The 26,145-nt window shown below is 70.7% G+C and carries 28 protein-coding genes and 2 tRNA genes; 14 read left to right on the forward strand and 16 right to left on the reverse strand.

Annotated features, from left to right (window positions below; genetic code table 11):
• Positions 1-198: 198 nt before the first annotated feature.
• Together ACWDX6_RS10480 and ACWDX6_RS10485 are read left to right on the forward strand one after the other, a co-directional pair.
• Positions 199-765 (forward strand): SigE family RNA polymerase sigma factor, encoded by a 567-nt coding sequence (locus ACWDX6_RS10480; RefSeq protein WP_451484542.1) that lies wholly within the window; start codon positions 199-201, stop codon positions 763-765.
• Between the two features lie 153 nt (positions 766-918).
• Positions 919-2,571, forward strand: a complete 1,653-nt coding sequence (locus ACWDX6_RS10485) for a long-chain fatty acid--CoA ligase (protein WP_451484543.1) — start codon at positions 919-921, stop codon at positions 2,569-2,571.
• 164 nt (positions 2,572-2,735) lie between these two features.
• Here the strand turns inward: ACWDX6_RS10485 and ACWDX6_RS10490 are convergent, their stop codons facing one another.
• Together ACWDX6_RS10490 and ACWDX6_RS10495 are read right to left on the reverse strand one after the other, a co-directional pair.
• Positions 2,736-6,578, reverse strand: a complete 3,843-nt coding sequence (locus tag ACWDX6_RS10490) for a PAS domain-containing protein (protein WP_451484544.1) — start codon at positions 6,576-6,578, stop codon at positions 2,736-2,738.
• A gap of 161 nt (positions 6,579-6,739) precedes the next feature.
• On the reverse strand, positions 6,740-7,207 hold the full coding sequence (locus tag ACWDX6_RS10495; protein ID WP_451484545.1) for an SSI family serine proteinase inhibitor: 468 nt from the start codon (positions 7,205-7,207) through the stop codon (positions 6,740-6,742).
• A gap of 231 nt (positions 7,208-7,438) precedes the next feature.
• Here ACWDX6_RS10495 and ACWDX6_RS10500 point away from each other — a divergent pair.
• The 3 genes from ACWDX6_RS10500 to ACWDX6_RS10510 all read left to right on the forward strand — a co-directional run bounded on the left by ACWDX6_RS10500 (position 7,439) and on the right by ACWDX6_RS10510 (position 8,438).
• Positions 7,439-7,529: transfer RNA gene (locus ACWDX6_RS10500), tRNA-Ser, on the forward strand.
• A 287-nt stretch (positions 7,530-7,816) separates the two neighbouring features.
• Positions 7,817-7,889, forward strand: a tRNA-Arg gene (locus tag ACWDX6_RS10505).
• Between the two features lie 96 nt (positions 7,890-7,985).
• Positions 7,986-8,438, forward strand: coding sequence for a DUF5959 family protein (locus ACWDX6_RS10510; protein ID WP_451484546.1), 453 nt, complete (start codon positions 7,986-7,988; stop codon positions 8,436-8,438).
• 7 nt (positions 8,439-8,445) lie between these two features.
• On the opposite strand, the gene ACWDX6_RS10515 is transcribed toward ACWDX6_RS10510, so the two are convergent.
• The 12 genes from ACWDX6_RS10515 to ACWDX6_RS10570 all read right to left on the reverse strand — a co-directional run bounded on the left by ACWDX6_RS10515 (position 8,446) and on the right by ACWDX6_RS10570 (position 16,241).
• On the reverse strand, positions 8,446-9,669 hold the full coding sequence (locus ACWDX6_RS10515) for a site-specific integrase (protein ID WP_451484547.1): 1,224 nt from the start codon (positions 9,667-9,669) through the stop codon (positions 8,446-8,448).
• A complete protein-coding gene (locus ACWDX6_RS10520) occupies positions 9,666-9,872 on the reverse strand; it encodes an excisionase family DNA-binding protein (protein WP_451484548.1) in 207 nt (68 codons plus the stop codon). The genes ACWDX6_RS10515 and ACWDX6_RS10520 overlap by 4 nt, the downstream gene beginning before the upstream one ends.
• Positions 9,869-11,263 (reverse strand): replication initiator protein RepSA, encoded by a 1,395-nt coding sequence (gene repSA, locus ACWDX6_RS10525; RefSeq protein ID WP_451484549.1) that lies wholly within the window; start codon positions 11,261-11,263, stop codon positions 9,869-9,871. The genes ACWDX6_RS10520 and repSA overlap by 4 nt, the downstream gene beginning before the upstream one ends.
• Before the next feature lie 5 nt (positions 11,264-11,268).
• Positions 11,269-11,448, reverse strand: coding sequence for a hypothetical protein (locus ACWDX6_RS10530; RefSeq protein ID WP_451484550.1), 180 nt, complete (start codon positions 11,446-11,448; stop codon positions 11,269-11,271).
• Between the two features lie 93 nt (positions 11,449-11,541).
• Complete coding sequence (locus tag ACWDX6_RS10535; protein WP_451484604.1) at positions 11,542-12,090, reverse strand: GGDEF domain-containing protein; 549 nt, start codon at positions 12,088-12,090, stop codon at positions 11,542-11,544.
• A 5-nt stretch (positions 12,091-12,095) separates the two neighbouring features.
• On the reverse strand, positions 12,096-12,428 hold the full coding sequence (locus tag ACWDX6_RS10540; RefSeq protein ID WP_451484551.1) for a SpdD-like protein: 333 nt from the start codon (positions 12,426-12,428) through the stop codon (positions 12,096-12,098).
• An 11-nt stretch (positions 12,429-12,439) separates the two neighbouring features.
• Complete coding sequence (locus ACWDX6_RS10545; protein WP_451484552.1) at positions 12,440-12,595, reverse strand: hypothetical protein; 156 nt, start codon at positions 12,593-12,595, stop codon at positions 12,440-12,442.
• Positions 12,596-12,614: 19 nt separating this feature from the next.
• Positions 12,615-12,806, reverse strand: coding sequence for a mobile element transfer protein (locus tag ACWDX6_RS10550; RefSeq protein ID WP_265862070.1), 192 nt, complete (start codon positions 12,804-12,806; stop codon positions 12,615-12,617).
• Between the two features lie 12 nt (positions 12,807-12,818).
• The gene (locus tag ACWDX6_RS10555; protein ID WP_451484553.1) at positions 12,819-13,535 is read right to left on the reverse strand and encodes a DUF2637 domain-containing protein; all 717 of its coding nucleotides are present in this window, start codon (positions 13,533-13,535) and stop codon (positions 12,819-12,821) included.
• 84 nt (positions 13,536-13,619) lie between these two features.
• Entirely contained in the window at positions 13,620-14,975 is a 1,356-nt protein-coding gene (locus ACWDX6_RS10560; RefSeq protein WP_451484554.1) for an FtsK/SpoIIIE domain-containing protein, read from the reverse strand.
• Positions 14,976-14,977: 2 nt separating this feature from the next.
• On the reverse strand, positions 14,978-15,322 hold the full coding sequence (locus ACWDX6_RS10565) for an SCO3933 family regulatory protein (RefSeq protein WP_392288315.1): 345 nt from the start codon (positions 15,320-15,322) through the stop codon (positions 14,978-14,980).
• A gap of 139 nt (positions 15,323-15,461) precedes the next feature.
• Positions 15,462-16,241, reverse strand: a complete 780-nt coding sequence (locus ACWDX6_RS10570) for a GntR family transcriptional regulator (RefSeq protein WP_265862714.1) — start codon at positions 16,239-16,241, stop codon at positions 15,462-15,464.
• A gap of 18 nt (positions 16,242-16,259) precedes the next feature.
• On the opposite strand from ACWDX6_RS10570, the gene ACWDX6_RS10575 reads away from it, so the two are divergent.
• Both ACWDX6_RS10575 and ACWDX6_RS10580 read left to right on the forward strand, forming a co-directional pair.
• A complete protein-coding gene (locus ACWDX6_RS10575) occupies positions 16,260-16,730 on the forward strand; it encodes an NUDIX hydrolase (protein WP_451484555.1) in 471 nt (156 codons plus the stop codon).
• Positions 16,727-17,080, forward strand: coding sequence for a hypothetical protein (locus ACWDX6_RS10580; RefSeq protein ID WP_451484556.1), 354 nt, complete (start codon positions 16,727-16,729; stop codon positions 17,078-17,080). Before ACWDX6_RS10575 ends, ACWDX6_RS10580 begins: the two co-directional genes overlap by 4 nt.
• Positions 17,081-17,438: 358 nt before the next feature.
• Here ACWDX6_RS10580 and ACWDX6_RS10585 read toward each other — a convergent pair whose 3' ends face one another.
• Both ACWDX6_RS10585 and ACWDX6_RS10590 read right to left on the reverse strand, forming a co-directional pair.
• A complete protein-coding gene (locus ACWDX6_RS10585; RefSeq protein WP_451484557.1) occupies positions 17,439-18,854 on the reverse strand; it encodes a hypothetical protein in 1,416 nt (471 codons plus the stop codon).
• Between the two features lie 545 nt (positions 18,855-19,399).
• Positions 19,400-19,711 carry a hypothetical protein gene (locus ACWDX6_RS10590; protein ID WP_451484558.1) on the reverse strand — a complete coding sequence of 104 codons (312 nt, stop codon included), beginning with the start codon at positions 19,709-19,711 and terminating at the stop codon, positions 19,400-19,402.
• Between the two features lie 116 nt (positions 19,712-19,827).
• Between ACWDX6_RS10590 and ACWDX6_RS10595 the strand changes: the two genes are divergently transcribed.
• The 7 genes from ACWDX6_RS10595 to ACWDX6_RS10625 all read left to right on the forward strand — a co-directional run bounded on the left by ACWDX6_RS10595 (position 19,828) and on the right by ACWDX6_RS10625 (position 26,135).
• Positions 19,828-20,193, forward strand: a complete 366-nt coding sequence (locus ACWDX6_RS10595) for a PH domain-containing protein (RefSeq protein ID WP_403292597.1) — start codon at positions 19,828-19,830, stop codon at positions 20,191-20,193.
• A gap of 132 nt (positions 20,194-20,325) precedes the next feature.
• Complete coding sequence (locus ACWDX6_RS10600; protein WP_451484559.1) at positions 20,326-21,195, forward strand: BRO-N domain-containing protein; 870 nt, start codon at positions 20,326-20,328, stop codon at positions 21,193-21,195.
• A 155-nt stretch (positions 21,196-21,350) separates the two neighbouring features.
• On the forward strand, positions 21,351-22,193 hold the full coding sequence (locus ACWDX6_RS10605) for a DUF2797 domain-containing protein (RefSeq protein WP_451484560.1): 843 nt from the start codon (positions 21,351-21,353) through the stop codon (positions 22,191-22,193).
• 85 nt (positions 22,194-22,278) lie between these two features.
• Positions 22,279-22,614 (forward strand): antibiotic biosynthesis monooxygenase family protein, encoded by a 336-nt coding sequence (locus ACWDX6_RS10610; RefSeq protein ID WP_451484561.1) that lies wholly within the window; start codon positions 22,279-22,281, stop codon positions 22,612-22,614.
• On the forward strand, positions 22,571-23,533 hold the full coding sequence (locus ACWDX6_RS10615) for an amidohydrolase family protein (protein WP_451484562.1): 963 nt from the start codon (positions 22,571-22,573) through the stop codon (positions 23,531-23,533). The genes ACWDX6_RS10610 and ACWDX6_RS10615 overlap by 44 nt, the downstream gene beginning before the upstream one ends.
• A 156-nt stretch (positions 23,534-23,689) precedes the next feature.
• Positions 23,690-24,427, forward strand: coding sequence for a response regulator transcription factor (locus tag ACWDX6_RS10620; protein WP_403292588.1), 738 nt, complete (start codon positions 23,690-23,692; stop codon positions 24,425-24,427).
• Between the two features lie 115 nt (positions 24,428-24,542).
• Positions 24,543-26,135: a sensor histidine kinase gene (locus tag ACWDX6_RS10625; RefSeq protein ID WP_451484605.1), complete on the forward strand. Its 1,593-nt coding sequence runs from the start codon at positions 24,543-24,545 to the stop codon at positions 26,133-26,135.
• Positions 26,136-26,145 lie beyond the last annotated feature (10 nt).

Consider the following 26,145-nt stretch of genomic DNA (forward strand, 5'->3'; position numbering starts at 1 on the left):
GCCCTTCCGGCGCCCCGCCCCCCGACACGCCCGGTCCTTCCGGCGCCCCGCCCCCGACCCGTCGACCCTGAGCCCGTCCCCCACCCCCGACTCCACCTTCAGGAGGTCCACCCGTCCTCCCCCCTACAACCTGAGGCGGAGTGCGGTTCGGGACCTGGGGCCGATCCACGCGATCGCCGCCGCTTCTAGCGTGTAGGCATGACTCCGCCACCCTCTGGCCCCGTCTGCGCCGGCGCCTCCACGGTCGCCCTGGGGGCCGCCGTGACCACCGGCTACCCGTCCTTCTCGTCGTACGTACGGGCTCGCGGGCCCGTGCTGCTGCGCACCGCGCGCTCGCTGACCGCGAACCCGTCGGACGCCGAGGACCTGCTGCAGACCGCGCTGGCCAAGACCTTCGTCGCCTGGGAGCGGATCGAGGACCACCGCGCCCTGGACGGCTACGTCCGCCGTGCGCTGCTGAACACGCGTACGTCCCAGTGGCGCAAGCGCAAGGTGGACGAGTTCAGCTGCGACGAGCTGCCGGAGCCGGCCGGTCTGCCGGAGTCCGACCCCGCCGAGCGGCAGGTCCTGCACGACGCCATGTGGCGCGCCGTGATGAAGCTCCCCGAGCGGCAGCGGGCGATGGTCGTCCTGCGGTACTACGAAGACCTCAGCGAGGCTCAGACGGCCGAGGTGCTCGGGGTGTCGATCGGTACGGTCAAGAGCGCGGTGTCGAGGGCGCTCGGGAAGCTGCGCGAGGATCCGGAGCTGGCCCCGGTCCGCTGACCAAGGCCGCATCTCCGCCGAGTCCGCGCCGACCAGGGCCGCCGCGTCGGCGGTCACCGGCATTTCCGTACTCCCGGGTAGTGACATACCGCGCGGTACGTGCGCAGAATCTGCACACCCTTACTGCCACGTAGCGCCCACCGGGAGGACGCCGTGCTGAGCACCATGCAGGACGTACAGCTGACTGTGACCCGCATCCTGAACCACGGGATGACGATCCACGGGAAGTCCCTGATCACCACCTGGACCGGCGAGCCCGAGCCGCAGCGCCGCACCTTCGCGGAGACGGGGGCACGCGCGACCCAGCTGGCCAACGCCCTGCGCGACGAGCTCGGAGTCACCGGCGACCAGCGGGTCGCGACCCTCATGTGGAACAACGCCGAGCACGTCGAGGCGTACTTCGCGATCCCGTCGATGGGCGCGGTGCTCCACACCCTCAACCTGCGGCTCCCCCCCGAGCAGCTCGTCTGGATCGTCAACCACGCCGCCGACCGCGTCGTGCTGGTCAACGGCTCGCTGCTCCCCCTCCTCGCGCCGCTGCTGCCGCACCTGCCGACCCTCGAGCACATCGTGGTCTCGGGCCCCGGCGACCGTTCCGTCCTCGACGGCGTGGCACCCCGCGTGCACGACTACGAGGAGCTGATCGCCGGCCGCCCCACCACCTTCGACTGGCCGGAGCTCGACGAACGCTCGGCGGCCGCCATGTGCTATACCTCCGGCACCACCGGCGACCCCAAGGGTGTCGTCTACTCCCACCGCTCGATCTACCTGCACTCCATGCAGGTGAACATGGCCGAATCGATGGGGCTGACGGACAGGGACACGACGCTCGTCGTGGTCCCGCAGTTCCACGTCAACGCCTGGGGTTTGCCGCACGCCACCTTCATGACCGGCATCAACATGCTCATGCCGGACCGCTTCCTCCAGCCGGCCCCACTCGCCGAGATGATCGAGCGGGAGAAGCCCAGCCACGCCGCCGCCGTCCCCACCATCTGGCAGGGCCTCCTCGCCGAGGTCACCGCCAACCCGCGCGACCTCTCCTCCATGCGCCAGGTCACCATCGGCGGCGCGGCCTGCCCGCCCTCCCTCATGGAGGCGTACGACAAGCTCGGCGTCCGCCTCTGTCACGCCTGGGGCATGACGGAGACCTCCCCGCTCGGCACCATGGCCCACCCGCCGGCCGGTCTCACCGAGGAGGAGGGGTGGCCGTACCGCGTCACCCAGGGCCGTTTCCCGGCCGGCGTCGAGGCCCGGCTCGTCGGCCCCGGCGGTGAACACCTCCCCTGGGACGGCGAGTCGGCCGGCGAGCTGGAGGTCCGTGGCACCTGGATCGCGGGCTCGTACTTCGGCGGGATCGACGGCGAACCGATCCGCCCGGCGGACAAGTTCAGCGAGGACGGCTGGCTGAAGACCGGAGACGTCGGCGTCATCAGCCCGGACGGCTACCTCACGCTCACCGACCGCGCCAAGGACGTCATCAAGTCCGGGGGCGAATGGATCTCGAGCGTCGAGCTGGAGAACGCGATCATGGCGCACCCGCAGGTCGCCGAGGCCGCCGTCGTCGCCGTGCCGGACGAGAAGTGGGGCGAGCGGCCGCTCGCGACCGTCGTCCTCAAGGAAGGTTCGACGGCCGACTACGCGACGTTGAAGGAGTTCCTCGCCACGGAGGGCGGCATCGCCAAGTGGCAGCTGCCGGAGCGCTGGGCGATCGTGCCGGCGGTGCCGAAGACGAGCGTGGGGAAGTTCGACAAGAAGGTGATCCGCAGGCAGTACGCGGAGGGCGGGCTGGACGTGACCCAGCTGTAGGGCGGACGCACGGGACACCGGGTGTACGGGGAGGGGCCCCGGCCCCCTCCCCGTACGGCGGTTGGTCCATGGCCTGTCCGGCCATGATCCGCCTGACAGGCCTTGAACCGACTGACAGCCCTGATCCGACCGGACAGCCCTGATCCGCCGGGCAGGCCCTGGTCCTAGTTCGTTCCGATCTTCGCGAGCAGGTCCACGATCCGCGCCTGCACCTCGGTGCTGGTGGAGCGCTCGGCCAGGAAGAGGACCGTCTCGCCGGACGACAGCTTCGGCAGTTCGGTCTCGTCGAGGCCGGCCGAGGTGTAGACGACGAGCGGGGTGTGGTTCAACTGCCCGTTCGCACGGAGCCAGTCGATGATCCCGGCCCGGCGGCGGCGCACCTGCATCAGGTCCATCACCACCAGGTTCGGCCGCGTCTGGGTGGCCAGCGCGACCGCCTCCGTGTCGGTGGCGGCCCGCGCCACCTGCATCCCACGCCGCTCCAGCGTGGCGGCGAGCGCCTGCGCGATCTCCTCGTGCTCCTCGATCAGCAGCACGCGGGACGGGTGCTGCTCGCTGTCGCGGGGCGCCAGCGCCTTCAGGAGTACGGCGGGGTCGGCGCCGTACGCCGCCTCGCGGGTGGCCTGCCCGAGACCGGCCGCGAGCAGCACCGGGACCTCGGCGGCGACCGCGGCCTGGCGGAGCGACTGGAGCGCGGTACGGGTGATGGGCCCGGTCAGCGGGTCGACGAAGAGCGCGGCCGGGAAGGCGGCGATCTGGGCGTCGACCTCCTCGCGGGAGTGCACGATCACGGGGCGGTAGCCGCGGTCGCTCAGGGCCTGCTGCGTGGCGACGTCCGGCGCGGGCCAGACGAGCAGACGGCGCGGATTGTCCAGCGGCTCCGGGGGCAGCTCGTCGTCCACGGGCTGCGGAAGCGGCCTGTTCGCGACCTCGACCGCACCGCCGGGACCGTCGAGCGGCTCGGGGCCCTCGGCGGCGCCCTCGGCGGGTGCCCCTATGGCGTACGCGCGGCCTTCGGGGGCGGGGGGAGCGAGCTTGGGCGCGGGGGTGGCCTGCTGCGGGTGTGGCTTGGCCACCGGTTCGGCGGGGGTGGCCGCCGGGCGGTCGCCCTCGGGCGGGGTGGCGAGCCTGCGCCGCCGCCCGGAGCCGTTGGACCCGGGCATGCCGTGCGCGCCGGTCCCACCGCCACCTCCGACGGGTGTGCCGCCGCTGACAGGTGTCCCGCCGCTCGGGCTCTGAGCGCTCTGCGGGCCCGGCTGGTGCTGAAGGATCGGCTGGCTCTGCGGGCCTTGCTGGTTCTGCTGGTTCTGCTGGGCCGCGATCTGCTGGGCGAACGGGACGCCCTGACCGAGCGTCCGGACGCTGAACGCCCGCCCGCCCTGCGTCCCGTCCTTCCGCGCCTGATTCTGCTGCGCCTGGTCCTGCCGCACTCGTTCCTGCTGCCCGGCCACCTCGGACGGCAGGGGCTGAGCGGTCGGGGGCAGCGGTGCGGAGCCGGTGGCGGCCCGGGTCTCCTGCGGAGCACCCACCGGAATCCCGGCCGACGTGTCCTGGGCCGCCCGGCGCCGACCGGTCGGCTCGGGCAGCGGGTGCGGCTGCGGGTGTGGCTGCGGGGACGGCTGAACGGTGTCCGGCCGGGGCGGTACGGCGTCGTGCCGCCCCTCGTCGCTCACAGGGAGCGGGCCCGGCGCGGCCGGTGCGGGAGCCTGTCCCGGCGCCGGGACGTGGACCTGGGCCTGTGCCGGGTCCCGGTCCACGTCCGCCGGGGGGAGCGCGAAGGGGGTACGCGGCCCGGCGTCGGCCGCCGCCGCCCGCTCCTGCGCTGCCGCGAGCGCCCGCCGCCGGCGCCCGGTGGGATGGTCCTCCGGCGCCTCGTCGGAGCTGGCGACGGCGGGCAGAGCCCGTGCCAGGGCGGGTGCCTCGGCGGGGACGCCCTGCGGGGGAACGGTGGCCCCCAGCGCGGCACGGCCCTGCGCGCCTTCGGCGGCGGTCACCACGGAGCCCTCGGCCGGACGGCCGCGACGACGCCCGGTGGGCCCGGTCGCGCCCGGCCCGGCCTCCGAACCCGTACCCATGCCCGTACTCGTACTCGTACCCGTACTCGTGCCCGTACCTGTGCCCGCGCTCTGGGCAGGGATCAACTCGGCGGCGGCCGGTGCGTCCGCCGTCTCCGTACGACCACGCCGACGACCCGTCGGCCCGGCGCCCCCGCCGACACCGCCGGATCCGTCCTCCGCCGCCACCGAACTCTCGAGGAAGGCGTCGGTCGACGCCCGCCGGGCTCGCCGCCGGCCGCCTCCCTCGGTCTCCGAGGCCTGCGCGGGCAGCGCGAGCTGCCCCCCTGGGGGCGCTGTCTGCGGCCCCGGACCGGAGGCGGGACGGGGCGTCGGCTCCAGTTCCGCGGCGGGCGGCGGAGCGACCGTCCCCCGCCCGCTCCCGAGCGGAACCTCCAGGACGTACGCGCTACCGCTCATCCCGGGCACCTCGTGCGTCTGCACCACACCGCCGTGGGCGGCCACGATCCCGCGCACGATGGGCTGGTGGACCGGGTCGCCACCGGCGTACGGCCCGCGTACCTCGATCCGTACGACGTCACCGCGCTGCGCGGCCGCCACCACGATCGTCGAGTCGGCGTATCCGGCCCCCGGCACCACCCGGGCCTTGCCGGTCGAGTCGACGCCGGCCACGTCCGCGACGAGATGTGCGAGCGCGGTCGCGAGGCGCCCCGCGTCCACCTCGGCCTCGATCGGCGGCGCGTGCACGGCGAACTGGACGCGGCCCGGCCCGATGAGCTCCACGGCCCCGTCGACGCCGGCGCTCACGGCCGAGTCGAGGAACACCACGCTCTTGTCCAGGGTCTCCGCCCCGGCATCGAGGCGCTGATAGCCCAGGACGTTGTCGACGAGGGTGGTCATCCGGGCGTACCCGGCGGCCAGATGGTGCAGCAGCTGGTTGGCCTCGGGCCACAGCTGCCCCGCGTCGTCGGCGGCGAGCGTGGCGAGCTCCGTACGCAGCTCCTCCAGGGGCCCGCGCAGCGACTCCCCGAGGACGGCCGTCAGCTGCTCGTGCCGGGCGGCCAGCTCCTCGTACCGCTCCTTCTGCCGCTCCAGTTCGGCGGCGTGCCGCTCGGTGCGGTCGGCGAGCTCGGACGCGTGCCGCTCCGTGTGCTCGGCGAGTTCGGCGGCGTGCTTGTCGAGGAGCTGCTGGTACGGCCGGCGGTCGGTGAAGGTCATCACCGCGCCGACGAGCTGGTCCCCGTCCCGTACGGGAGCGGTCGTCAGGTCGACGGGCACCTGCGAACCGTTCTTCGCCCACAGCACCTGCCCCCGGACCCGGTGCTTGCGGCCCGACTTGAGCGTGTCCGCGAGCGGTGACTCCTCGTACGGGAACGGCTCGCCGTCCGGCCGCGAGTGCAGGATCAGCGGGTGCAGCTCCTTGCCGCCGAGATCACTGGCCCGGAAGCCGAGGATCTGCGCGGCGGCGGGGTTGACGAGGACGACCCGCCCCTCGGTGTCCGTCCCGACGACGCCCTCGGCGGCGGCGCGCAGGATCATCTCGGTCTGGCGCTGCGAGCGGGCGAGTTCGGCCTCGGTGTCGAGGGTGCCGGTGAGATCGCGTACGACGAGCATGAGCAGCTCGTCGCCGGTGTAGCCGCTGTACGAGTCGTAGGCCTCGCGGCCGTCCTCCAGGCTGGCGCTGGTCACCTCGACGGCGAACTCGCTGCCGTCGGTGCGGCGGGCGATCATCCGGGTCGGCTTGGTGCGGCCCCGCTCGTCGGCGCCCTCGGGGCGCCGCATGGAGCCGGGGATCAGCCGGGAGTCGAAACCGGGCAGCAGATCGAGCAGCCCGCGCCCGACGAGCGCGGTGCCGGGGGTCTCGAACATGCCGAGGGCGATGGTGTTGGCGTTGACGACCGTGCCGTTGCAGTTGACGAGCACGAGGCCGTCGGGGAGGGCGTCAAGTATGGCTGCGAGGCGAGCAGCGCCTCGGGATGGCCTGCTGCTCACGACGACGCTTCCTCCCTGACCCACTGCACCTTGCCCGGCGGCTGGCCGGCCCCATCTTGCCCCTAGGGCCGCAGCCTGTCACTGAAGGAGTCTAAGGGCAGGCTCGGAGGGAGGGGGGCGAGGTCTCGTGCCCCCGGCAAGATCCGAACCTCTTCCTCACGTCATCCGCGCACCCGGGGCAGGACGGGCTCCAGGTTCTCCCAGCGGTCGATCTCGCATCCGTTGGCCCGGGAGAAGCGGGCGTCGATGGTGCGGCCCTGCCAGGTGCCCTTGATGTGCGCGACGGCGGCGCCGCCGTACATCTGGGTGCAGAACTGATTCCTGTTGACCGGCCGGAACGGGTCCTTGCCGTCCCGCGCGAGCTGGGCGAGCCGCCGGCAGGCGTTCTGGGCGGCGGGATGGTCGCCGCCGGCCTTGGCGCCGCATTCGAGCCTGAACGTGCCGTCGGCCTGGCGGTGACCGCTCTTCTCGACGGTCACGGTGAGGGTGTCGGCCGGGGCGAGAAGCGACAGGGGCGGCAGCGGTCCCTGCCCGATGGGAACGATCGCGCCGGCGGTGGTCGCGGTGGTGGCGGTGGCGAGGGTCGCGACGGCGGTGGTGACGGTCGCGAGGACGAGGCGACGCAGCATACGAACTCCAGGACGGCGAGGGTGGAGAGATGCGGAGGGGCAACGGACTCGGGGCCCGTCTTCTCTAACGCTCCGTACGGCCGTTCGTTGCGCAAGCGGGAGAGGCCGTGCGATGCGCCGACGGGCTTTGCTCTCCGCCCCGGAGGGCTAGTACGGTGAGAAGCGATTGGTGGCACGAGGCCCGCCTGTGTCATCATCTGCACGCACCACTCGCGCCCGCGCGGGGTGCATGGAGGCGTCGCCTAGTCCGGTCTATGGCGCCGCACTGCTAATGCGGTTTGGGTCTTAAAGCCCATCGAGGGTTCAAATCCCTCCGCCTCCGCCCCACCCGAAGCCCCGGCCCACACGGCCGGGGCTTCGACCGTTCCGGGGACCTTCCCGGACCCATCCCCGGGACGTCCCCGACCTCTTCCCCGAGCCAGGCTCGACCGCCCCGCGCCCTCTCCTCGCGCCGGGCGCTGGTCACTCTCCTGGGGGACGCGATGAGGCCCCGTAATGGCGTTTCCGCAGGTCAGAGGGGGTCTGACTAATGGATTTCGCGCTACGGCGCAGGTCATGTAATGTTGTTCCCGCAACGCCGACCGGCAAGAAAAAAGCCGGGAAGCACAAGCACTCGTAGCTTAACGGATAGAGCATCTGACTACGGATCAGAAGGTTGCAGGTTCGAATCCTGCCGAGTGCACACAGGTGAGAGGCCCCCGGAGAGATCCGGGGGCCTCTTGTGTTGGGGCCGTACAGCAGCGAAGTACAGCAACCGTCTGAGGGGGAGCGACGTCCAATGGCCGAAGCCGGGGAGCCGCTGGAGTTGATCGCGCTGGCGAGCGGGACACAGAGCGTCGCGGTCCGACTGCTGTCGACGATTCCGTCCTTCACCGGCGTATCGGGCCGCTACTTCGACGCAGAGATCCAGATCCGAAGCGACTTCGTGAACGCCTCCGTGCGGATGGGCGTCTTCGACCAAGAGGTCGAGGAGTGGGGCCACCTCCTCGACGCCCTCGAAGAAGCCATGGAAGACGCCGCCGAGGACGACGACGATGTGTTCGCCGGCGACTGGCCCAGAGAAGGCCGTACGGCGTACCTCCGCTTCGTGGCCGAGGACCCTCTCGTCATCGAAGTCTGCGACGCACCCAGCACCGGCATCTGCGTCCAGGTACCACTTGCCTTGGACGACGATTGGATCGCAGAGGCCAGGGCCCGGCTTGCGAGCGCCCGCGAAGCGCTCAAGGTCTAAAAGCAGATCACATCTGTCCCATGGCGTCGGACAGCTTGCCGATCGCGGCACGTACCGCTTCCTCGCTCGCCTCGGCGTAGACCTCCATCGTCATCGCGATCTGCGAATGCCGCAGGATCCGCTGCGCCACCTTCGGGTGGACCTTGAGCGCGACCAGGAGCGAGCTGCACGTGTGGCGAGTGTTCCGCAGCGGGATCACGCGAACGCCGGCGCGACGGGCCCGCAGGGCGAACATCCGGGTCAGGTTCCCCGGCTCGATCGGGGTGCCGTACTTCGTCGTAAAGATCAGATCATGGCTGTCCTGCCACAGGTCCCCAGCGGCTTTCCGGTCGCCGAGCTGCTGGGCACGACGCATTCGCAGGGCCTTGAGGCAGAGTGTCGGCAGGGGAAGGAAGTCGTCGGAGTCCTCGGTCTTGGTCTCCCGGTGGAGGATCAGGCGCCCGGCGCGCTGAATCTGGTGGTCGACGTACAGCTCGCCCGTCTCCAGGTCGATGGACTTCCACGTCAGGCCCAGGACCTCACCGCGGCGCAGGCCGAGGCAGAGCACGAGCACCCAGGCCGCGAAGAGGTGGTCATCGCGCGCAGCGGCGTCGGTCAGGAACTGACCCGCCTCGGCGACGGACCACGGCTTGATCCGGTGACGACGAGGCTTAGGCACCTTGACGAGAGAGGCGACGTTCTTCCCGATCTCCTCTTCGGTGACGGCGTGCGTGAGAGCGGCGCGGAGCGCGTCACGGGCGCCCTGGACGACGCGGCGGGACGGGTACGCCTCGCAGCACTCCCCGACAGCGCAGCACTTGCGGCTGCCCGGCTCCCTCTTGGCGTCCTTCTTCTGCGCGCAGCACTGGCAGATGGTCGCGAGCTTGGTCAACCACTCGCGCACGTCCCGGACGGTCAGCTTGTCGAGCCGCTTCGTGCCGAGGTGCGGGGCGATGTAGAGCCGGACGTACCCCTCGTACGAGACGTACGAGAGCGGGGCCAGGTTGGGCTTCACGATCGAGTCGAGCCAGTACGAGAGGAACGCGGCAAGGGTGCGGTGCCGGGTGGCCACGGGCCCCTTCTTCGCCTCGGCGTGGAGCATGAGCCACTTGTCGTGCACCTCTTCGCGGGTCTTCCCGTAGGCGTACTTCCGGGCCCGCTTGCCGTCTGGCTTCGTGACCCAGACGTAGGCCGCGTAGCCGTTCTTGTACGGGTAGATGGAGCCTTCGCCGTTCCCGCGCTTCCCGCTCATGCGGCCCACCCTTCGGCGCCGGCGGCGACGCGCTCGACGTACTCGTCGACCCACGCGGGGAGGATGCGGCGGTTGCGGCCGACCTTCACGGAGCGGATCTCCCCAGTGAGGACGAGCATCTTCGTCTTGGACAGGCCGAAGCCGAGCATGGCGGCGACCTCGGCGGTCGTGTGCCACTTCGGCGTGATCACGGTCGTGGTCATACTTCCGTCCCTTCAAGGGCGAGGTGGTCGTGCAGGGCTTCGCGAGCGGTCTCGCGGTTGAGCGCGATGTCCCGGGCGATGGATGCGGCGAGGACGGCCTCTCCGGGGCTGTGACCCTGGCCGGCGTACTGCCAGGAGGCGAGGACGAGGACGGTGTCCGGCTCGATGTCCTCCAGGCCCCGGGCGGCGTGTTCCTGAGCGGCGCGGTAGTCGGCGCGGGTCTGACGGAGTTCGCCCAAGGTGGTCGAGTAGTGCCGGGACTTGGTGGAGAAGTGGCCCCGGAAGCCGAGCATGTGGGCCCAGGCGAGGAGGCGCCGGTCCGGGTAGAGCGGGTCGAGGTCGAAGCAGGCTTCCACCAGGCGCCGGGTGTGGGCGGGAACGCCGAGGAGGACCAGGGCCTCGCGGTTGCCGATGCGGCGGTCGAGGCTGCTGGTGGTCTCCGCGGCTTTCGTGGAGTACTTGGCGATGTAGGAGGCGACGGCCTGTTCGGTGATGTCGGAGCCGTCGCCGAAGGCCTTGACGGGCCGGATGTCGAGCTGGGTGCCCCAGCGGAGGCGGCGGGCGGGCTGCTCGCCGGCGGCGGGGACGGTGACGGTGGTGTACGCGTGCACGGCAGCGGCACGGATCGAGCTGGTCAGCAGGTCGGTGGTGGCCCAGGACGGCGGACGGCTGTCGGGGCCGTCCGGGCCGTCGATGCGGACGACGGCGTGGAAGTGGACGGCGCCGCGCTTCTGGAACTCGGCCACCTTCCCGTACGAGATCCGCGCGACCTCCCTCAACTCCCGCTGGGAGAGGCCCGCGGACGCGGCGATCTCGCGGCGAAGGCGGTTCGTGAACCTCTGCCAGAGCTGCCCCGCGTGGTTGTTGAACAGGACGGCGGCGGCGTAGTCGTACGTGTCGGGGTCGAGCGGAGTGCCGAGCGCGGGATCATCCTCGGCGTGCTGGGTGCCGCAGCGGCAGGGGCGGTTGCCGGGCCGGTTGTGGACGGGGCCGAAGGACGGAGCGGTGAGGGTCAGGAACACGCGAGGGTGGTCGCGGACGGCGGCGGGGATGTCACGGCGGTCGTCCCCGGCGAGGCCGGCGCGGATGAGGTGGAAGGTGTCCCCGGCGTAGGTCCAGGCGCAGGCGGGGCAGCGGGAGGACCGCCGGTTGCCGCAGGCGACCCGGAGCCGTCCGCCGGGCTCGGTGTCGGTGGAGTACCGGTGCAGGGTCTCGCCGGTGGTCCTGTCCTGGGTGAGGGTCCAGCCCTGGAGGTGGACGGGGTTGGAGCAGCCACCGGTGCGCTGGATCTGCTCCTTCCAGCGGTCGAAGCCGGTGGACCCGGCCACCCGGAGCATGTCGTCGAGGGTGGCCGAGTCCAGGCCCGCCGCGGTGAGGGCGGTGTCGTTCAAGAGGGTCACTTCCCGGCACGGACGAGGGTGGTCGGGACGGTGTGGCCGAGGCCCCGGCAGACGGGGCAGGTGGCGGGGAGCGTCTGGCGCCGACCGTCCGGGGTGGTGGTGCCGGTGGTGACGTGGACGACCGGGAAGCCGTCGCAGTGGGAGCAGACGCGCGTGGTCGGGGTGTGGGGCATCATGAGCTGTCCCTTTCGGGTCCGTTGGATCTAGGAGGGGTTCAGGCGCCCGGGTGGCGGCGGAAGTTTGGCGACAGAGGCCGTCCCGGGGGCCGCTTAGCGTGTGTTGCGCCTGCCGTGGCCCTTGGCCGCGTACATCGAGGCGTCGGCGGCCGAGAGGGCGTCGGTGAGGGTCGGCGCGGGCAGCTGGTCGCGGTGGCAGTGGCCGACCGAGGCCGAGACCCGGAGGACGTGGCCGTTGTGCGTGACCGGTTGGTCCAGGGCGGTCCGGAGCGCCGGGAGCCCTGGGGTGTGGTCGGGTTCGGTGACGATGGCGGCGAACTCGTCTCCGCCGAGGCGGGCGGCAATGCCGTGGCGTCCGCACCAGTCGGTCAGTCGGCGGGCGGTCTCGGTGAGGACCGTGTCTCCGGCGGCGTGGCCGTGGGTGTCGTTGATGGCCTTGAAGTCGTCCAGGTCGACCAGGAGCACGAGGGCGTTGGGATGCTTGGCCATCAGGTGCTCGGCGCGGGCGGTCCAACCGGCGCGGGTGTGCAGGCCGGTGAGTGGGTCGCGCCGGGCGGTGGCCAGGCGGCGGAGGAGCAGACCGCCGTGCAAGGCCCAGCCCAGGGCCGGTAAGCCCGCGGCTGCAATGGTCTGCGTGTCCATGCTGGTCACCGGCCCTTCTGCAGGTCGCGGACGAGCAGCCGCAGGACCACGGCGCTCACGGCGACGGAGGCGCCGGTGATGGCGACCGCGAGCAGCAACGAGACGAGGACCGTGCCGATGACCAGGACGACTCCGGCGCCGCCCGCGACGACGGTGACGAGGCCGGTCGGAGTGAGGCGGATGGCCGGCACCTGGACGCGAGGCGCGGCCTGGGTGAGCTCCGGGGCGTGGTTGTGGTGGCAGGGCGTCGGCTCGATCGATGTCGGGTCGGTCGGCTGGACGAGCGGGGTGACGATGCCGGTCGGCAGCAGGTTGACCGGGATGTGCGGACGGAACATGGCGGTTCTCCCTACTTGATCGTGTTGTCGATGAGCGGGGCGATGACGCTGTCGGCGAGGAGGTAGCCGCCGAGGAGGATCACGGCGACGAGCCACCAGGGCGGGCGGATCAACTTGATGCCGAGGGCGCCGACGACGATCAGGGCGAGCCAGAGCGGGACGTCCATGACGCGGTTCTCCTTCGGGTCAGCGAACGGTGCAGCGGTGGGTGCGGGCGGCGAGCTGGGCGGCGGAGGAGCTGGAGTAGTCGGCGGACCAGCCGCAGCGGTCGGCGGTGCAGACGGCGGCGTACTTGGTGCGGCCGTTGCGGTCGCGGTAGGTGCCGATCTGCACGGGGCCGATCCGCATCACGGAGTGGAAGCGGTCGCGGGCGGGCATCGCGCTTTCCTTTCACTCGAGTTGGGCAGCGATGGCGTGGGCCATCTGGGGCGGGACGCCGAGGCGGGCGCGCAGGGTGTCGGCGTCGATCGGGTGGCCGGTGCGGGCGCGGTGGTCGTCAGCGACCTTCCGGGCGTGAGCGACGAGCGCCGGTGGTACGGCCACGAGGGCGAGCCCCGGCTCCGGTGCAGGTTCCGGGACAGGCTCCGGCTTTGGTTCCAGGGAAGGGAGGGCGGGGGCCGTAGCGATCTCCGGCTCCGGCTCGGCCACCGCGTCCCGCTCGATGACCCCTTCCACGGCCGGGGCGTGCTCGGTATCCCTGTCTGGCTCGGCGGCGGACTGGTCGGACGCCGAATGGCCAGGGGCGTGGACGAGGAGCGTGCCGCCGAGGAAGGCCAGGGCGGGCCACCCGGCGACGAGGATGCGCAGCCAGTCCGGTACGTCGGTGAGGTCGAGGAGCCCGGCGGTGGCGACGTTCGCGCCGAGGGACGCGGCCAGGGCCACGGCAAACCAGGTCCAGGCCGAGCGGGCCGGGGTGCCGGCGGCCCGGAGGCTCCGGAGTCGGTGCCAGGCGGCGACGAGGAGGAGATCGACGGAGACCGGATAGGCCCACGCCTTCCATCCGGTCTGTCCGGCGGCCTGGGCGAGGTCGTGCAGGTGGGCGAAGGACAGGGCACCGGCGATCACGGCTTGCACGAGGACGGCGTCCGGCCGGAGCGTGGGGCGCATCGCGGTTCCTCCATTCCGATTTCAGGCATGGGAGGGGTAGGGACCTGGCGTGAGGCGGTCACGCCAGCCGTGGGGCGGGGATGATCAGACGGTCGCGGGGGCCGTGGCGATGGCGGTTGCCGCGGACTTCGCCAGGGGCGGCAGGACGGGCCGGAAGGCGTCCAGCGCGGGGACTCCCGGGGTGCGATGGGTGTGGGCGTTGCAGAGGTTCACGGCCCGCCGCAGGGTGAGATGCGGGGTACGGATGCGGACCCAGCCGCCGGAGGAGTCTCCGACGACGGCTGTGCCGGGTCGGTCGGTGGGGATCTGGATGGTGGCGAGTACGGCGTCGGGTGAGATGTCGCCGAAGGCCATGTTGGCGGACGTTTCGTCGTTGACGCGGTGGGCGGTACGGCCGGTGAGCTGGGCTCGGAGCATGGTGATGCCCTTGCCGAGTTCGGAGCCGAAGCGCTGTCCGCAGATCTCCAGGTAGATGCCGGCGGCGCGGCCGAGCTGCGAGAGCCGGACGAGGGAAGTGATGATGCGGTCCCGGCGCTTCTCCTCGTCCTTCGTGGCGAAGAGGGCGAGTTCGGCGACCTCATCGACCAGCAGGACGATGGGAGTCGGCCGGAGGTCGGCGGGGAGGTCCCAGATGTCGGCGGTGATCTCCGCGTCCGGGATGTCCGCGCTCAGCCTCTGCTCGCGGCGGATGAGCTGATAGACGCCTTCCATGTGCTCGACGAGTGCGTCGAGGAGTTCGGCGGCGGTGTCGGGGTTGTCGGCCAGGGCGGTGAACCTCCGAGCGAGCGGGGCGAGTTCGACTCCCTGTTTGCAGTCGATGCCGACCAGGGCGACATCGTGCGTGGCGAGGGCGGCTACAAGGTTGCGCTGGTAGACGGACTTGCCGGACTGCGTGGCGCCGACGTTCAGCGCGTGCGGGATCTGGCGGTAGTCGCGGTAGTAGACCTCTCCGTCCTCCCGCAGGGCGACTGGTACTCGCATCGCCTTGCCGCTGGGCAGTGCCGGCATCTGCACGCGCTTGAGGACGTCGTAGCCGGTCATCCGCAGTTCGACCACACCCGAGCGGATCTCGCGGGTGGTGACGTTCCGCATCACGAACGAGTGCCGCAGACGGTCGGAGGCAGCCGAGAAGTCGAACGCGTCCTGGCCCGGGCGGAGCTTCACCCGAAGCACCACCCCCGTACGCGTCGGCCGCAGCCGCAGAATCCGGGGGGAACGTGACTCGGGAATCGGCCGTCCGGTCAGGCGGGCCAAGGTGAGGCGCCAGCGCGAGGGTGGGACGGTCAGCCCGCACGCGTCCATCACGGACGAGTACCGGACCAGGACCCGCCCGATCGCGAGACCGATGCCGAAGCTCAGCCAGTACCAGGCCGGACGCTGCCACCGCAGCAGCAGCGCGGTCCCAGCGACCAAGGCGAGGAGGACTGTTAAGGCAGTCACGGTCAGGCCGCCTTCGCGGCGGTGAGGGAGGTGACGGCCACCGCGCGGAAGCTGATGCCGTGGCGCTTCTGGCCGTTGAACTCGTTCTCCCACGGCCGGGCGACGACGCCGGTCAGGGCGACCGGGGTGCCCATGGTCAGCTCACCGGAGATGCCGGTCTCGGGGACGGTCAGGTTCAGGATCTCCGCGTTGCCGTCCATGACGAACATGACGTCGATCGTCATCAGGGTCGCGCCGGTTTCGCGGTCGGTGGCGAGCTCTCCGGTCTGGCGGTTCGCGATCTTGGGGGTCGGGGGCTGAGCCACCATCACCATGGCCGTGGAGGTGTCGACGGGGATCTGACGCATAGCAGAACACTCCTCTATAGAGGCTTGACTCGTTCACTCCTGTACAGGAGTGACATGAAGAAGAGTGCAGCACTCCTGTACATGAGTCAACCCGCCGCAAAGAAGAAATCGCGGCGGGCTGCTGGAAGTTGAGCGGACGTCAGTCCGTGGCGGGGATGCGGTACTGGAAGACGAACTGGTCAGCGGCCATGAGGGTGTCGCAGACCTCGACCACGAGTCCTTCCTCGGTGACCGCGTTCCGAAGGAGGTGGATCACAGGAGCGCCAGGGCTCAGCGCGAGTTCCGATGCCTCTGCCTTCGTGGCCGGCCGGGCCTGGAGTGTCTCGACGAACTCGGCGAAGACGTGGCCGTGGTCTTCGAGTCGGGCGTAGATCCCGCCGGGGCCCGGGTTCTCCTCGAACAGCTCGGGGATGTCCTTGACCACGTCCCACGGCAGGTAGGAGGAGGCCGTCTCGACCGGGGTGCCGTTCCGGAAGTACAGGCGGCGACGAGCGAGAACCTTCGTGCCAGCGTCGAGGTCCAGGCGCTCGGCGACCTCGGCCGGCGCTTCCATGGGACCGATGTAGAGGACGCTCACCTTCGCCGTGGCACCGGACTGCTCGGACTCGGCGAGGTACGCGGCCTTGCCCCCGCGGCGGTGCGAGGCCCGGAACCGGTCCGACGAGCGGAGCCGTACGGGCGGCCGGTCCTTCACGATCGAACCCTTGCCGTGCCGGGTCTCGACCAGGCCGCTTGCCCTGACCTCCACCATGGCCTTGCGGATGGTCCCGCCGGCGACGCCGTAGCGGTCGACGAGCTCGGACTCGCTCGGCACCATGTCGCCCGGCTTCAGGACGCCTTCGCGGATCTGTTGAACGATCTCATCGGCGATCTGAACGTACCGAGGTACCGCTCGACCACCTCCTACTGGAGTTCCCACGGTCCTCTTCACTCTCCTATGCTCCTGTACATGAGTAACAGCGCCCGCGAAGGCCAGTCAACGCCACTGCACTCCGTATCGGTGGCGGGAGCGGTCGTCCGGGAGGACGGGCGCCTCCTCGCGATCCGGCGAGCCGACAACGGGACGTGGGAGCTTCCGGGCGGCGTCCTCGAACTCACGGAGGCCCCGGAGGAGGGTGTCGTCCGTGAGGTCTGGGAAGAGACCGGCATCCGCGTCGAGGTGGACGAGCTGACCGGGGTCTACAAGAACACGACGCGGGGCATCGTCGCTCTGGTCTTCCGATGCAAGCCCGCAGGCGGCGCCGAGCGAACGTCGGACGAGTCGACGGCGGTCGAGTGGCTGACGCCGGCGGAGGTCGAGGAGCGCATGGCCGAGGTCTTCGCGATCAGGTTGCTGGACGCCCTGGACGGTGCGGGACCTCACGTGCGCAGCCACGACGGCAGCCACCTCCTGAGGAGGTCCGCATGACCGAGGCGAAGCATGTCAGCGAGTGCCGCGATGTCTATGACTTCTTGGACCAAATCCGCCTGCGCCCAGCAATGTTCATTCGCGGTGGCTCGCTCTTGGAACTGCAATCCATGCTGTACGGCTTCCGTGTCGCCTCCGAGATCTACGGTCCCCAGGCAGTGACGGACTTCGAGCACGAGGGCCCCTTCACTGAGTGGCTGTGGCCGCGACTAGGCCAGAGATACAGCAGTCCCTTGGGGTGGGCCGTCGAGATCACGAAGGCTGCTCAAGCAGCCGATAGGGCAGCCACCGACCTGTTCTTCGATCTGCTGGACGAGTTCAAAGCCGAGCGAGACCCGCAAGCGCGGTAAGACTTTCTCTACTTCATCAAGGCGGCTCGCTCCGCTCGCCGCGCGCGGCCCCGGCTCCAGCGCCGGGCCCCGACGCTCCTGTCTCCGCCCCGCTCCGGGCCCCGGCTCCGCCGGCCGCGCGGCTAGAGCGAGCACACCTGATGCAGTGGACGGTAGCCCGCGGTGGCTGGGGCCGGTCGGCTCCACGGCTTTAGGCAGCCACCATGGGGCGAGCCTCGAAGATCGGGGGCCCACATCGGGCTATTGCGGGCAGGTCCAGAGACTGCCCGAGTCGCGGGAAGCTTACGGGCCCCCGATCTCTCGCCCCATGGCAGCTCCCGCCCAAAGCCGCTCCACCGACCTGTGAATCGCGCCGCGGCTACTGGATGACACCGATCGCCTTCCCGTAGTTGTTGATCTTGCCGAGTACGTAATTTGCGATGGTCGCCCTGCCGGTCTTGGCGCGCCACATCAGTTCAAGGCGAATTGGCGCCCCGCCCTTGATGCAGTAAATGTCGCTATGGAAGACGAGATCTGTCCCAAGGTTTCGCTCGGTTTCATAGGTGTCGATGAGTCCCGTTTCGACCAAGCCTCGCCCAAGCGCATCATTCAAGAGTCCGTCGTTCGTTCTGGAAATCTCCACCAGCTTCGCGAACGCTTCCTTCGTGTTAGACCCCGGCTTGGGGCCACGCTTGCGGGTTCCCAACGGCTTGTCTTGCAGCAAAATCCCCAGATCGCTCTCAAGGAGTCGCCTAGCCGCACTGCTGTCCTTGGCCGTGATCATGTCCTTGGACTGCATCACCTTGTGTAGCTCGGGGCTGCCGTAAGTTCGCGTGATGGCGAGCATGCAGACCATGTCCATGTTTATGATCCGGGCGTCGAGGACGGTTCCCAGAATTCCCGTTTGCTCTGGGTGCTTCTTGAGGTCGCTGACGACATTTGCACCGGTAGAGCTCAAGAGTCGATCAACATCAGCAGCTGAGAACCCGCCCCTTGTGAGGGCCGCAACGTCACCCTCAACATCATTTCCAGATACAGTGACAGTCCACAAGCGGTAGCGTTCCTTCGTGAGGAGCTTCTCTACTCGACTGCCAGCGCGCACGGCAGCGGCTCGAACTCTAGCCAGATAGTTACCGATCGTGTCGGACTGATTGGCGAGATCCTCGGCCAAATCTGCCGAGATCCCCAAGGCGTCGAGTGAGGCGCCTTCGTTCAGGACTGAGACGGTCTGCTGAGCGATTCTTGCATACTCAGACTTGGGTGGCCCTTGGAAGGACGTGACAGGGTTTGAGATCCCGAATAGCGCCTCTCGCCCCAAGCTTTCGCCGAGTCCGACCAACAGATCCGTGAGGTCGTCGCGGTTAGTCGGCCACACGACAAGGGATCGCCTGCCAGCTTCCGATCTAATGAATTGATTGATTTCATGCATGGCGGACTCGATCTCGGATCCAGAGACGTCCCCTAGGGCCTCCCGGCCCTCAAAAACAATTACGGTATTCTCAGAATCCGCAGCTTCGAGGAGGGCTTGGCCAACGTTCGCGTCCCGGGCAATTCGGCGGGTCGAGATTTGCTGGCGGAAGAAGGCGATCGTGTCAAGAAACGTCGACTTCCCGGCCCCGGACGTTCCTCGGAGAATCATGAGCGAACCGCGGTCCGCAGCGCGCATGTCCATGAACCGCTCGTCGATCTCCTCCAGCATCGGTTCAACCGGGATGATGATGGAGCTCAGCGTCTCGTCCCCAAGATCGCGAAGTCGTTCAAACCGGTCCGGGATGCGCAGGTTGTTGACGTCCATGAGGACATTGTGAGGGATGCTTAGCTCATGGTCTGGTGATCGGGTGAAGCCTGTTCAGTTGCGCAGGACCATGCCTCTGCCGCACCCTGCCTGGCGGTACAGCAGCGCCGTACCGCAACCCCAGTAACCGTCCCCGTCTCGTAGCGTCCTCCCAGGGCCATGAAGCGACGGGTATGACCGTTGCTGACCGATCCGGCTAGAGCTACGGATCAGAAGGTTGCAGGTTCGAATCCTGCCGAGTGCACAGCAGGCGAGAGGCCCCGGACGAGAGTCCGGGGCCTCTCGCGTTGGGCCGTCGGGACGGTGTTCCAGGCGAGGGCCGCTGCCGCCGAATAGCTGTCTAGCGCGGTGCGGCGCCGGGTGGGCGTCAGTGCCAGAAGGCCTTGACGATGGCGTGGCCCGTCTGGGACGTGTGGGGGTAGAAGGCGCGCAGGTCGGTGTCGTGGGTGAGGGATTAGCTCTTGACCTCTGTTTCGTCGAGGTGGGCGAAGGGGGCAGGACCTTCTGGCGGGTGGCCGTCCACCGGGTGTCGAAGGAGGATGCCATCAGCAAGGCCGCCACCGTGCGGACCTGGTCGGGCGGAGGATCAGGAACGGGGGTCGGTCGTGGGTCGGGTGGTGGACCGGGGCGCCGCCGGAGACCGGCAGGGCGCGGGTGCGGGCGTCCTCGGGGGTGTATGCCGTCGTGTAGACCGTGTGGAGGGCCGGGAAGTGGTGCTCCACGGCTGCCGCGATGCCGGCCTCGCGTACCGCCTGGAAGCGGTCGGATTCCCCGGCCGCGCCCGTGAACTCCTCCCAGGCCCGGTCCTCCCGGATCTCCGACTCCGGCATGGCGCGCAGCTGCGTCTCGATACTCACGCCGCGCATTTGGCCGAGGCCGCTGACGACGACTCACGCGAGCGCGAGGGTGGCGACGGCCAGGCGCCAGATAGAGTCGGAAGATCCTTTTGTCGTCTTTTCTTGGGGGGTCCCACATGGCGCTGTTCGGGAACGCGCACGCGATCAATCCGGCGCAGGCGCAGCAGGACTACGCGCGGCTGCTCGGGCAGGGGGAGCAGATCCACGCCGCGTACCTGCTGATCCGCGACACGATCTTCTTCACCGACCGGCGGCTCGTGCTCGTCGACAAGCAGGGCATCACCGGCAAGAAGGTGGAGTACCACTCCATCCCGTACCGGAGCATCACGCACTTCTCCGTCGAGACCGCCGGGACCTTCGACCTCGACGCCGAGCTGAAGATATGGATCTCCGGCAACTCCATGCCGATCCAGAAGACCTTCACCAAGGGCGTGGACATCTACGAGGTGCAGGCGATCCTGACCCAGTTCGTGGCGCGGTAGTCCGCACCCGCCGGATGCGGAGCGAGGCCCCCTGGTTTCCGGGGGGCCTTCTTCTTTCGGGTGAACGCGCCCGGATTTTCATGTCAGTTGAATATGCCATCGGCCTAGCGTCGCTTCTGGAGGTGAGGCTCGATGGACGAGCAGCTCGGGCAGAAGGACGCGATCGATGTCGACGACTTCGTGTTCGCGGCGACGGGCGCGCGCATGCGGAGGCTGACGATGCCGGACGGGACGCACTGGTTCCCGGCGGTCGACGCCGCCAAGCAACTGGGGTACGTCAACACCCGGCAGGCGGTTCTCGCGCATGTGGCGGCAGAGCGCCAACAGGTGCTCGGTGACCTCGCACGGGGTGCCCTCGGACCGGACGTCGCTCGCAAGATCGCGGGTCACGGCCTCAAGAAGTCGATGAAGGTGGTGGATCTGCGCGGGCTCGTCCAGCTCGTCAACGCCTGTACCAAGCCCGAGTGCGCGCCCTTCAAGGCCTGGGTCTCCGACGTCGTCGCCACCGTCCAGCGCGATGGGGCCTACGCGCTCGAACCCTCCCCCGTGCACGCCGGCTACCTCATGCCCCGGGAGGTCGTCGACATCATCGTCCGGCTCGAGAAGCGGAACCTGCGGCTGGAAGCGGAGTTCGCCCGGCAGGACGAGCGGAACGCGCTGCTCTGGGACGCGAACCGGAACCTCTCCCGCATCGCCGACTCCCTCGAACGGCTCGCCGTCCCCGCCCAGCGCACCGGCCACACCCCGACCCCCGAGGAGCTCCTCGCCTCCTGGCAGGACGGCCACCTCGCCCTCACCGGGGACGCGCACGCCGTCGCCGCCTACCTCGCGCCCGCGCTCGTACGGGGTGGGGCCCGGTACCGGCTGGAGGAGATCGCGCGGCGGACCGGACTCGCCGTCGAGCAGGTGCGGGACTGCGTGGCGTTGCTCGTGGCGCGCGGCTGCATCCGGCAGACCGGCACCGCGCCGGACGGGACCCGGATCTACCTGCTGCCGGAGTGAGGCCCCGCCCTCCGCGGCGACGTGCCCGTCCGGCCGGGGCGGCGGACCCGCCGGGATGTTCGACGGCGTCCGCGGACCCGCCGGGCGTGGCGCAGACTGGCAGTCGGACGGCCGACGGCAAGGGGAGAGCGCACATGGTGTGGCGGTGCGCCGGAATGCGATGGAGCGGGGGGACACCGGGGCTGCGCTGGGTCGGCGGGCGCGTGTCCGGCCTGGAGTACGGGCAGCCGATCGGTTTCCGGGCCGCCGACGGCCGGCTCTGCCCCGGCGCCCGGGGCAACCCCTGCCCGCTCGGCGCGACCGTCCCCGGGCGGGCCACCGGAGGCCAGTGTGCCGAGTGCGCGCGGCTCGACCGGTTGCGTTCGGTGGCCGCCGACACGATCGCGGACGATCCCCGGCCGTACCGCGTCTACCTCGCCTGGTTCGGGCCCGGCATGACCAAGGTCGGCATCACGGCCGAGGCCCGTGGCGACGCCCGGCTCCTGGAGCAGGGGGCCGTCGCCTTCAGCTGGCTCGGACGTGGGCCGCTCATGGCCGCGCGGCGGACCGAGGAGGTCCTCCGGCACGCCCTGAAAGTCCCCGACCGGATCCCGTACGCGCGGAAGCGGGGCGTACGGCACGACCTGCCTCCCGCCCCTGAGCGGGCCCGGCAGATCGAGGAGCTGTACCGGAGGGCCGTCGCCCTGCCCGGCTGGGCCGAGACCCTGGAGCCGGTCGGGCTCCACGTGCACGACCACGCGGACGCCTTCCGTCTCGATGGCCTGCCGCCGCTCTCCGGAACCGTCACCGAACTCGTCGAGGGCGGTGCCGTCGCCGGCCGCCTCCTCGCCGCCGCCGGGCCCGACCTGCACCTTCTCGACTCCGAGGGGCGCTGCCTCGCCCTCGACACCCGGCTCATGAGCGGCTGGGGCCTCGTCTCGGCCGACCCCGGCGCACCCGTCACCGTGCCCGTCGCCGAGACCGGCCCCGTACCGCCGGACCAGCCCGAGCTGTTCTGACCGGGCCCCCGCCTCCGTAAAGACTTGGATCCCTTCCGGCGGCCCGTATGGACATACCCGCCTCCCCCGGCCCAGGGTGATCCGCATGACCCAGCGCCTGGTGGCGGGCCTCGAACCGCCTTACTACACCGTCGTCTTCACGTCCGTGCTCCCCGGCAACCCCGAGGGGTACGCCGAGACCGCCGCCCGCATGGCCGAACTCGTCCAGGACGTCCCGGGCTTCCTCGGCAGCGACTCCGCCCGCAGCCCCGGCGGCGTCGGCATCACCGTCGCGTACTTCCGCGACACCGAAGGTCTCGACGCCTGGCGCCGCAACGCCGAGCACCAGGCGGCCCAGCGCCATGGGCGGGAGCACTGGTACGAGAGCTACAGCGTCCATGTCGCCAAGGTGGAGCGGAGTTACGGCTTTGACAGGCGGTGACCGCGGGCAGGGGCTGCTGGGGGACGGGCACCTCGGGGAGGACGGACTCGGCGCCGACGGCCCCCGGGCGTTCGCCGCGGCCCTCGGGCTTCCCGGGCTCGTCGACGTCCACACCCACTTCATGCCCCAGAACGTCCTCGACAAGGTCTGGGCCTACTTCGACGCCGTCGGCCCCCTGACCGGCCTGGAGTGGCCGATCACCTACCGCGAGGAGGAGGACCGCCGGGTCGATCTCCTGCGCGGTTTCGGTGTCCGCGCCTTCACCTCGATGCTCTACCCCCACAAGGCGGGCATGGCCCGGTGGCTCAACGGCTGGGCCGCCGACTTCGCCGCCCGTACCCCCGACTGCCTGCACACCGCCACCCTCTACCCCGAGCCGGAGGCCACCGGCTATGTGGACCACGCCCTCGCGTCCGGCGCCCGCGTCCTCAAGGTGCACCTCCAGGTCGGCGGCTTCGACCCCAACGACGATCTGCTGGACGACAGCTGGGGGGCGATCGCCGACGCACGCGTCCCCGTCGTGATCCACTGCGGCTCGGGGCCCGCGCCCGGCAGGTTCACCGGCCCCGGGCCCGTCGGACGGCTGCTCGCACGCCATCCCCGCCTGCGGCTGATCGTCGCGCACATGGGCATGCCGGAGTACGCCGACTTCCTGGATCTCGCCGAGCGGTACGAGGACGTCCACCTCGACACCACCATGGCCTTCACCGACTTCAGCGAACGCCTCGCGCCCTTCCCGGCCGACGAACTGCCGCGGCTGCGGGCCCTCGGCCACCGGATCCTCCTCGGTTCCGACTTCCCGAACATCCCCTATCCGTACGTCCACCAGCTCCACGCCCTCGAACGGCTCGGGCTCGGCGACGACTGGCTGCGCGGGGTCGTGCACGACAACGCGGCGGCCGTCTTCGGCCTCGCGTAGCCCGTCGCCCGTACATAGCCCGTAGCCCGTCGCCCGTACATAGCCCATAGCCCGTACATAGCCCGTAGCCCGTAGCCCGAGCCCGTCTCCGTCGTTCTCAGGGAATTCACAGGGAAGCGAAAGGGAGCTTTCAGCACCTCCGGCCAGCGTGGAAGCATGACCGCGACCACGCCTCAACGGCGCACCGACATGCTCCGGCCCGACGGCTCCGCCGTCCGTGTCCTCGTCGTCGACGACGAGGCGTCGCTCGCCGAGCTGCTCTCCATGGCCCTGCGGTACGAGGGCTGGCAGGTGCACAGCGCCGCCGACGGAGCCGGCGCCCTGCGCACGGCGCGGGAGTTCCGGCCCGACGTGGTGATCCTGGACATGATGCTGCCCGACATGGACGGGCTCACCGTCCTCGGCGGTCTGCGGCGTGAGCTGCCCGAGGTGCCGGTGCTGTTCCTGACCGCCAGGGACGCCGTCGAGGACCGGATCGCCGGGCTCACGGCGGGAGGCGACGACTACGTCACCAAGCCGTTCAGCCTGGAGGAGGTCGTGGCGCGGCTGCGCGGGCTCATCCGGCGCTCCGGGGCCGCGCAGGCGCGCAGCGAGTCGATGCTCGTGGTCGGCGACCTCACCCTCGACGAGGACAGCCATGAGGTCACCCGCGGCGGTGAGTCGATCCATCTCACCGCCACCGAGTTCGAGCTGCTGCGCTACCTCATGCGCAACCCGCGCCGGGTCCTCAGCAAGGCGCAGATCCTCGACCGGGTATGGTCGTACGACTTCGGCGGCCAGGCGAACGTCGTCGAGCTGTACATCTCCTACCTCCGGCGGAAGATCGACGCCGGGCGCAGCCCGATGATCCACACGCGGCGCGGCGCCGGTTACCTGATCAAGCCGGGGGAGTAGCCCGGTGCACGGATTCCGTGCGCGGCCGGTCGTCCGGTGGCCGCTCCGTGCGCGGCCGGCTGCCCGGTGGTCGTTCCGTGCCCGGCCGGGTGTCCCATGGTCGCGTCGTACGCGGCTGGTCGTCCCGTGGTCGCTCCGTACGCGGTTGGTCGTCTCCGCCGTCGCCCTGATCGCCGTCGTCGCCGCCGTGATCGGGACGGTGACGACGGTCGCGTTCCGGTCCTATCTCCACGACCAGGCCGACGCCCAGCTGCGGAACGTCGCGAACCGGGCCGCCGGGCCGCCGATCACCGCTCCGGGTGGGCCGGGCGGCCTGCCCGGTGGCGGCTCGCACGATCCGCTCGGCTTCGTCGTCGGTCCCGGCGCCCCGCTCGGCACGCTCGGCGCGGTGGTCGTCGACGGCGAGCTGGGGAAGGCCGGGGTCTCCGACCCGCCGAGGCAGGGCGCGTACGGGCCGATGTACAGCGTCCGCGACCTGGGCCCCGCCCAGCGCGCCGCGCTCGCCGGGGTCCCGCGCGACGGCGAGCCGCACACCGTGGAGCTGCCGGGCCTGGAGGACGCCTATCGCGTCCAGTACGCCACCGGGGAGCGCGGGGACTATCTCGTCGGGCTTCCGCTCGGCGAGGTCGAGGACGCCCTCTCCACCCTGATCCTCGTCGAGGTGAGCGTCACCGGCGCCGGGCTCGTCGCCGCCTCGCTCGCCGGCGGGGCGATGGTCGGGATCGCGCTGCGGCCGCTGCGGCGGGTCGCCGCGACCGCCACCCAGGTCTCCCGACTGCCCCTGCACAGCGGCGAGGTCGCCCTTCCGCAGCGGGTGCCGGACGCCGAGGCCGATCCACGGACCGAGGTCGGGCAGGTCGGCGCGGCCATCAACCGCATGCTCGACCACGTCCACTCCGCGCTCCACGCCCGCCAGCGCAGCGAAACACGGGTACGGCAGTTCGTCGCCGACGCCAGTCACGAGCTGCGCACCCCGCTGGCCTCCATCCGCGGGTACGCGGAGCTGACCCGGCGCGGCCGTGAGGAGTGCGGGCCCGACACGCGTCACGCGCTCGGACGGATCGAGTCCGAGGCGACCCGGATGACGGGTCTGGTCGAGGATCTGCTGCTGCTCGCCCGACTGGACGCCGGACGTCCGCTCTCGTACGAGGAAACGGACCTCGCCCCGCTGGTCGTGGACGCCCTCGGCGACGCCCGTGCCGCCGGGCCCGGCCACCACTGGCGTCTCGAACTGCCCGAGGAGGCGGTCGGGATCCGGGCGGACGGCGCGCGTCTGCACCAGGTCCTCGTCAACCTCCTCGCCAACGCCCGGACCCACACCCCGCCCGGCACCACCGTCACCGCGCGCGTGCGCCGTGACGGCGGCGGTGACGGCGGCGGTGACGTCCTCGTCGAGGTCGAGGACGACGGGCCCGGTGTCCCCGCCGCGCTCCTCCCGTACGTCTTCGAGCGGTTCGCCCGTGGTGACGCCTCACGCTCCCGCCGGGCGGGCGACCAGGCGGGGAGTACGGGGCTCGGTCTGGCCATCGTCCGGGCCGTCGTCCTCGCGCACGGCGGCGAGGTGAGCGTCGACAGCGTCCCCGGCCGGACCGTCTTCACCGTCCGGCTGCCCGGCCGCGACGACGCCGGATCCAGCTCCGGTGACCCCGGCCGCCCCGGCTCCCGCGACGACTCACAGGCGGGGCACAGGCTCATCACACAGCCGTGACAGCGGCCCC

The sequence above is a fragment of the Streptomyces sp. NPDC003027 genome, assembly GCF_053591435.1.

Coding starts and splice junctions, on each gene's coding strand:
- ACWDX6_RS10495 (WP_451484545.1), bottom strand. CDS start 7,207: ATGCTGCGTCGCCTCGTCCTCGCGACCGTCACCACCGCCGTCGCGACC.
- ACWDX6_RS10595 (WP_403292597.1), top strand. CDS start 19,828: ATGGCGCTGTTCGGGAACGCGCACGCGATCAATCCGGCGCAGGCGCAG.
- ACWDX6_RS10540 (WP_451484551.1), bottom strand. CDS start 12,428: ATGTTCCGTCCGCACATCCCGGTCAACCTGCTGCCGACCGGCATCGTC.
- ACWDX6_RS10585 (WP_451484557.1), bottom strand. CDS start 18,854: ATGGACGTCAACAACCTGCGCATCCCGGACCGGTTTGAACGACTTCGC.
- ACWDX6_RS10510 (WP_451484546.1), top strand. CDS start 7,986: ATGGCCGAAGCCGGGGAGCCGCTGGAGTTGATCGCGCTGGCGAGCGGG.
- ACWDX6_RS10515 (WP_451484547.1), bottom strand. CDS start 9,669: ATGAGCGGGAAGCGCGGGAACGGCGAAGGCTCCATCTACCCGTACAAG.
- ACWDX6_RS10565 (WP_392288315.1), bottom strand. CDS start 15,322: ATGCGTCAGATCCCCGTCGACACCTCCACGGCCATGGTGATGGTGGCT.
- ACWDX6_RS10620 (WP_403292588.1), top strand. CDS start 23,690: ATGACCGCGACCACGCCTCAACGGCGCACCGACATGCTCCGGCCCGAC.
- ACWDX6_RS10580 (WP_451484556.1), top strand. CDS start 16,727: ATGACCGAGGCGAAGCATGTCAGCGAGTGCCGCGATGTCTATGACTTC.
- ACWDX6_RS10550 (WP_265862070.1), bottom strand. CDS start 12,806: ATGCCCGCCCGCGACCGCTTCCACTCCGTGATGCGGATCGGCCCCGTG.
- ACWDX6_RS10615 (WP_451484562.1), top strand. CDS start 22,571: ATGTCGCCAAGGTGGAGCGGAGTTACGGCTTTGACAGGCGGTGACCGC.
- ACWDX6_RS10575 (WP_451484555.1), top strand. CDS start 16,260: ATGCTCCTGTACATGAGTAACAGCGCCCGCGAAGGCCAGTCAACGCCA.
- ACWDX6_RS10480 (WP_451484542.1), top strand. CDS start 199: ATGACTCCGCCACCCTCTGGCCCCGTCTGCGCCGGCGCCTCCACGGTC.
- ACWDX6_RS10535 (WP_451484604.1), bottom strand. CDS start 12,090: ATGGACACGCAGACCATTGCAGCCGCGGGCTTACCGGCCCTGGGCTGG.
- ACWDX6_RS10600 (WP_451484559.1), top strand. CDS start 20,326: ATGGACGAGCAGCTCGGGCAGAAGGACGCGATCGATGTCGACGACTTC.
- ACWDX6_RS10605 (WP_451484560.1), top strand. CDS start 21,351: ATGCGATGGAGCGGGGGGACACCGGGGCTGCGCTGGGTCGGCGGGCGC.
- ACWDX6_RS10530 (WP_451484550.1), bottom strand. CDS start 11,448: ATGATGCCCCACACCCCGACCACGCGCGTCTGCTCCCACTGCGACGGC.
- ACWDX6_RS10610 (WP_451484561.1), top strand. CDS start 22,279: ATGACCCAGCGCCTGGTGGCGGGCCTCGAACCGCCTTACTACACCGTC.
- ACWDX6_RS10520 (WP_451484548.1), bottom strand. CDS start 9,872: ATGACCACGACCGTGATCACGCCGAAGTGGCACACGACCGCCGAGGTC.
- ACWDX6_RS10555 (WP_451484553.1), bottom strand. CDS start 13,535: ATGCGCCCCACGCTCCGGCCGGACGCCGTCCTCGTGCAAGCCGTGATC.
- ACWDX6_RS10545 (WP_451484552.1), bottom strand. CDS start 12,595: ATGGACGTCCCGCTCTGGCTCGCCCTGATCGTCGTCGGCGCCCTCGGC.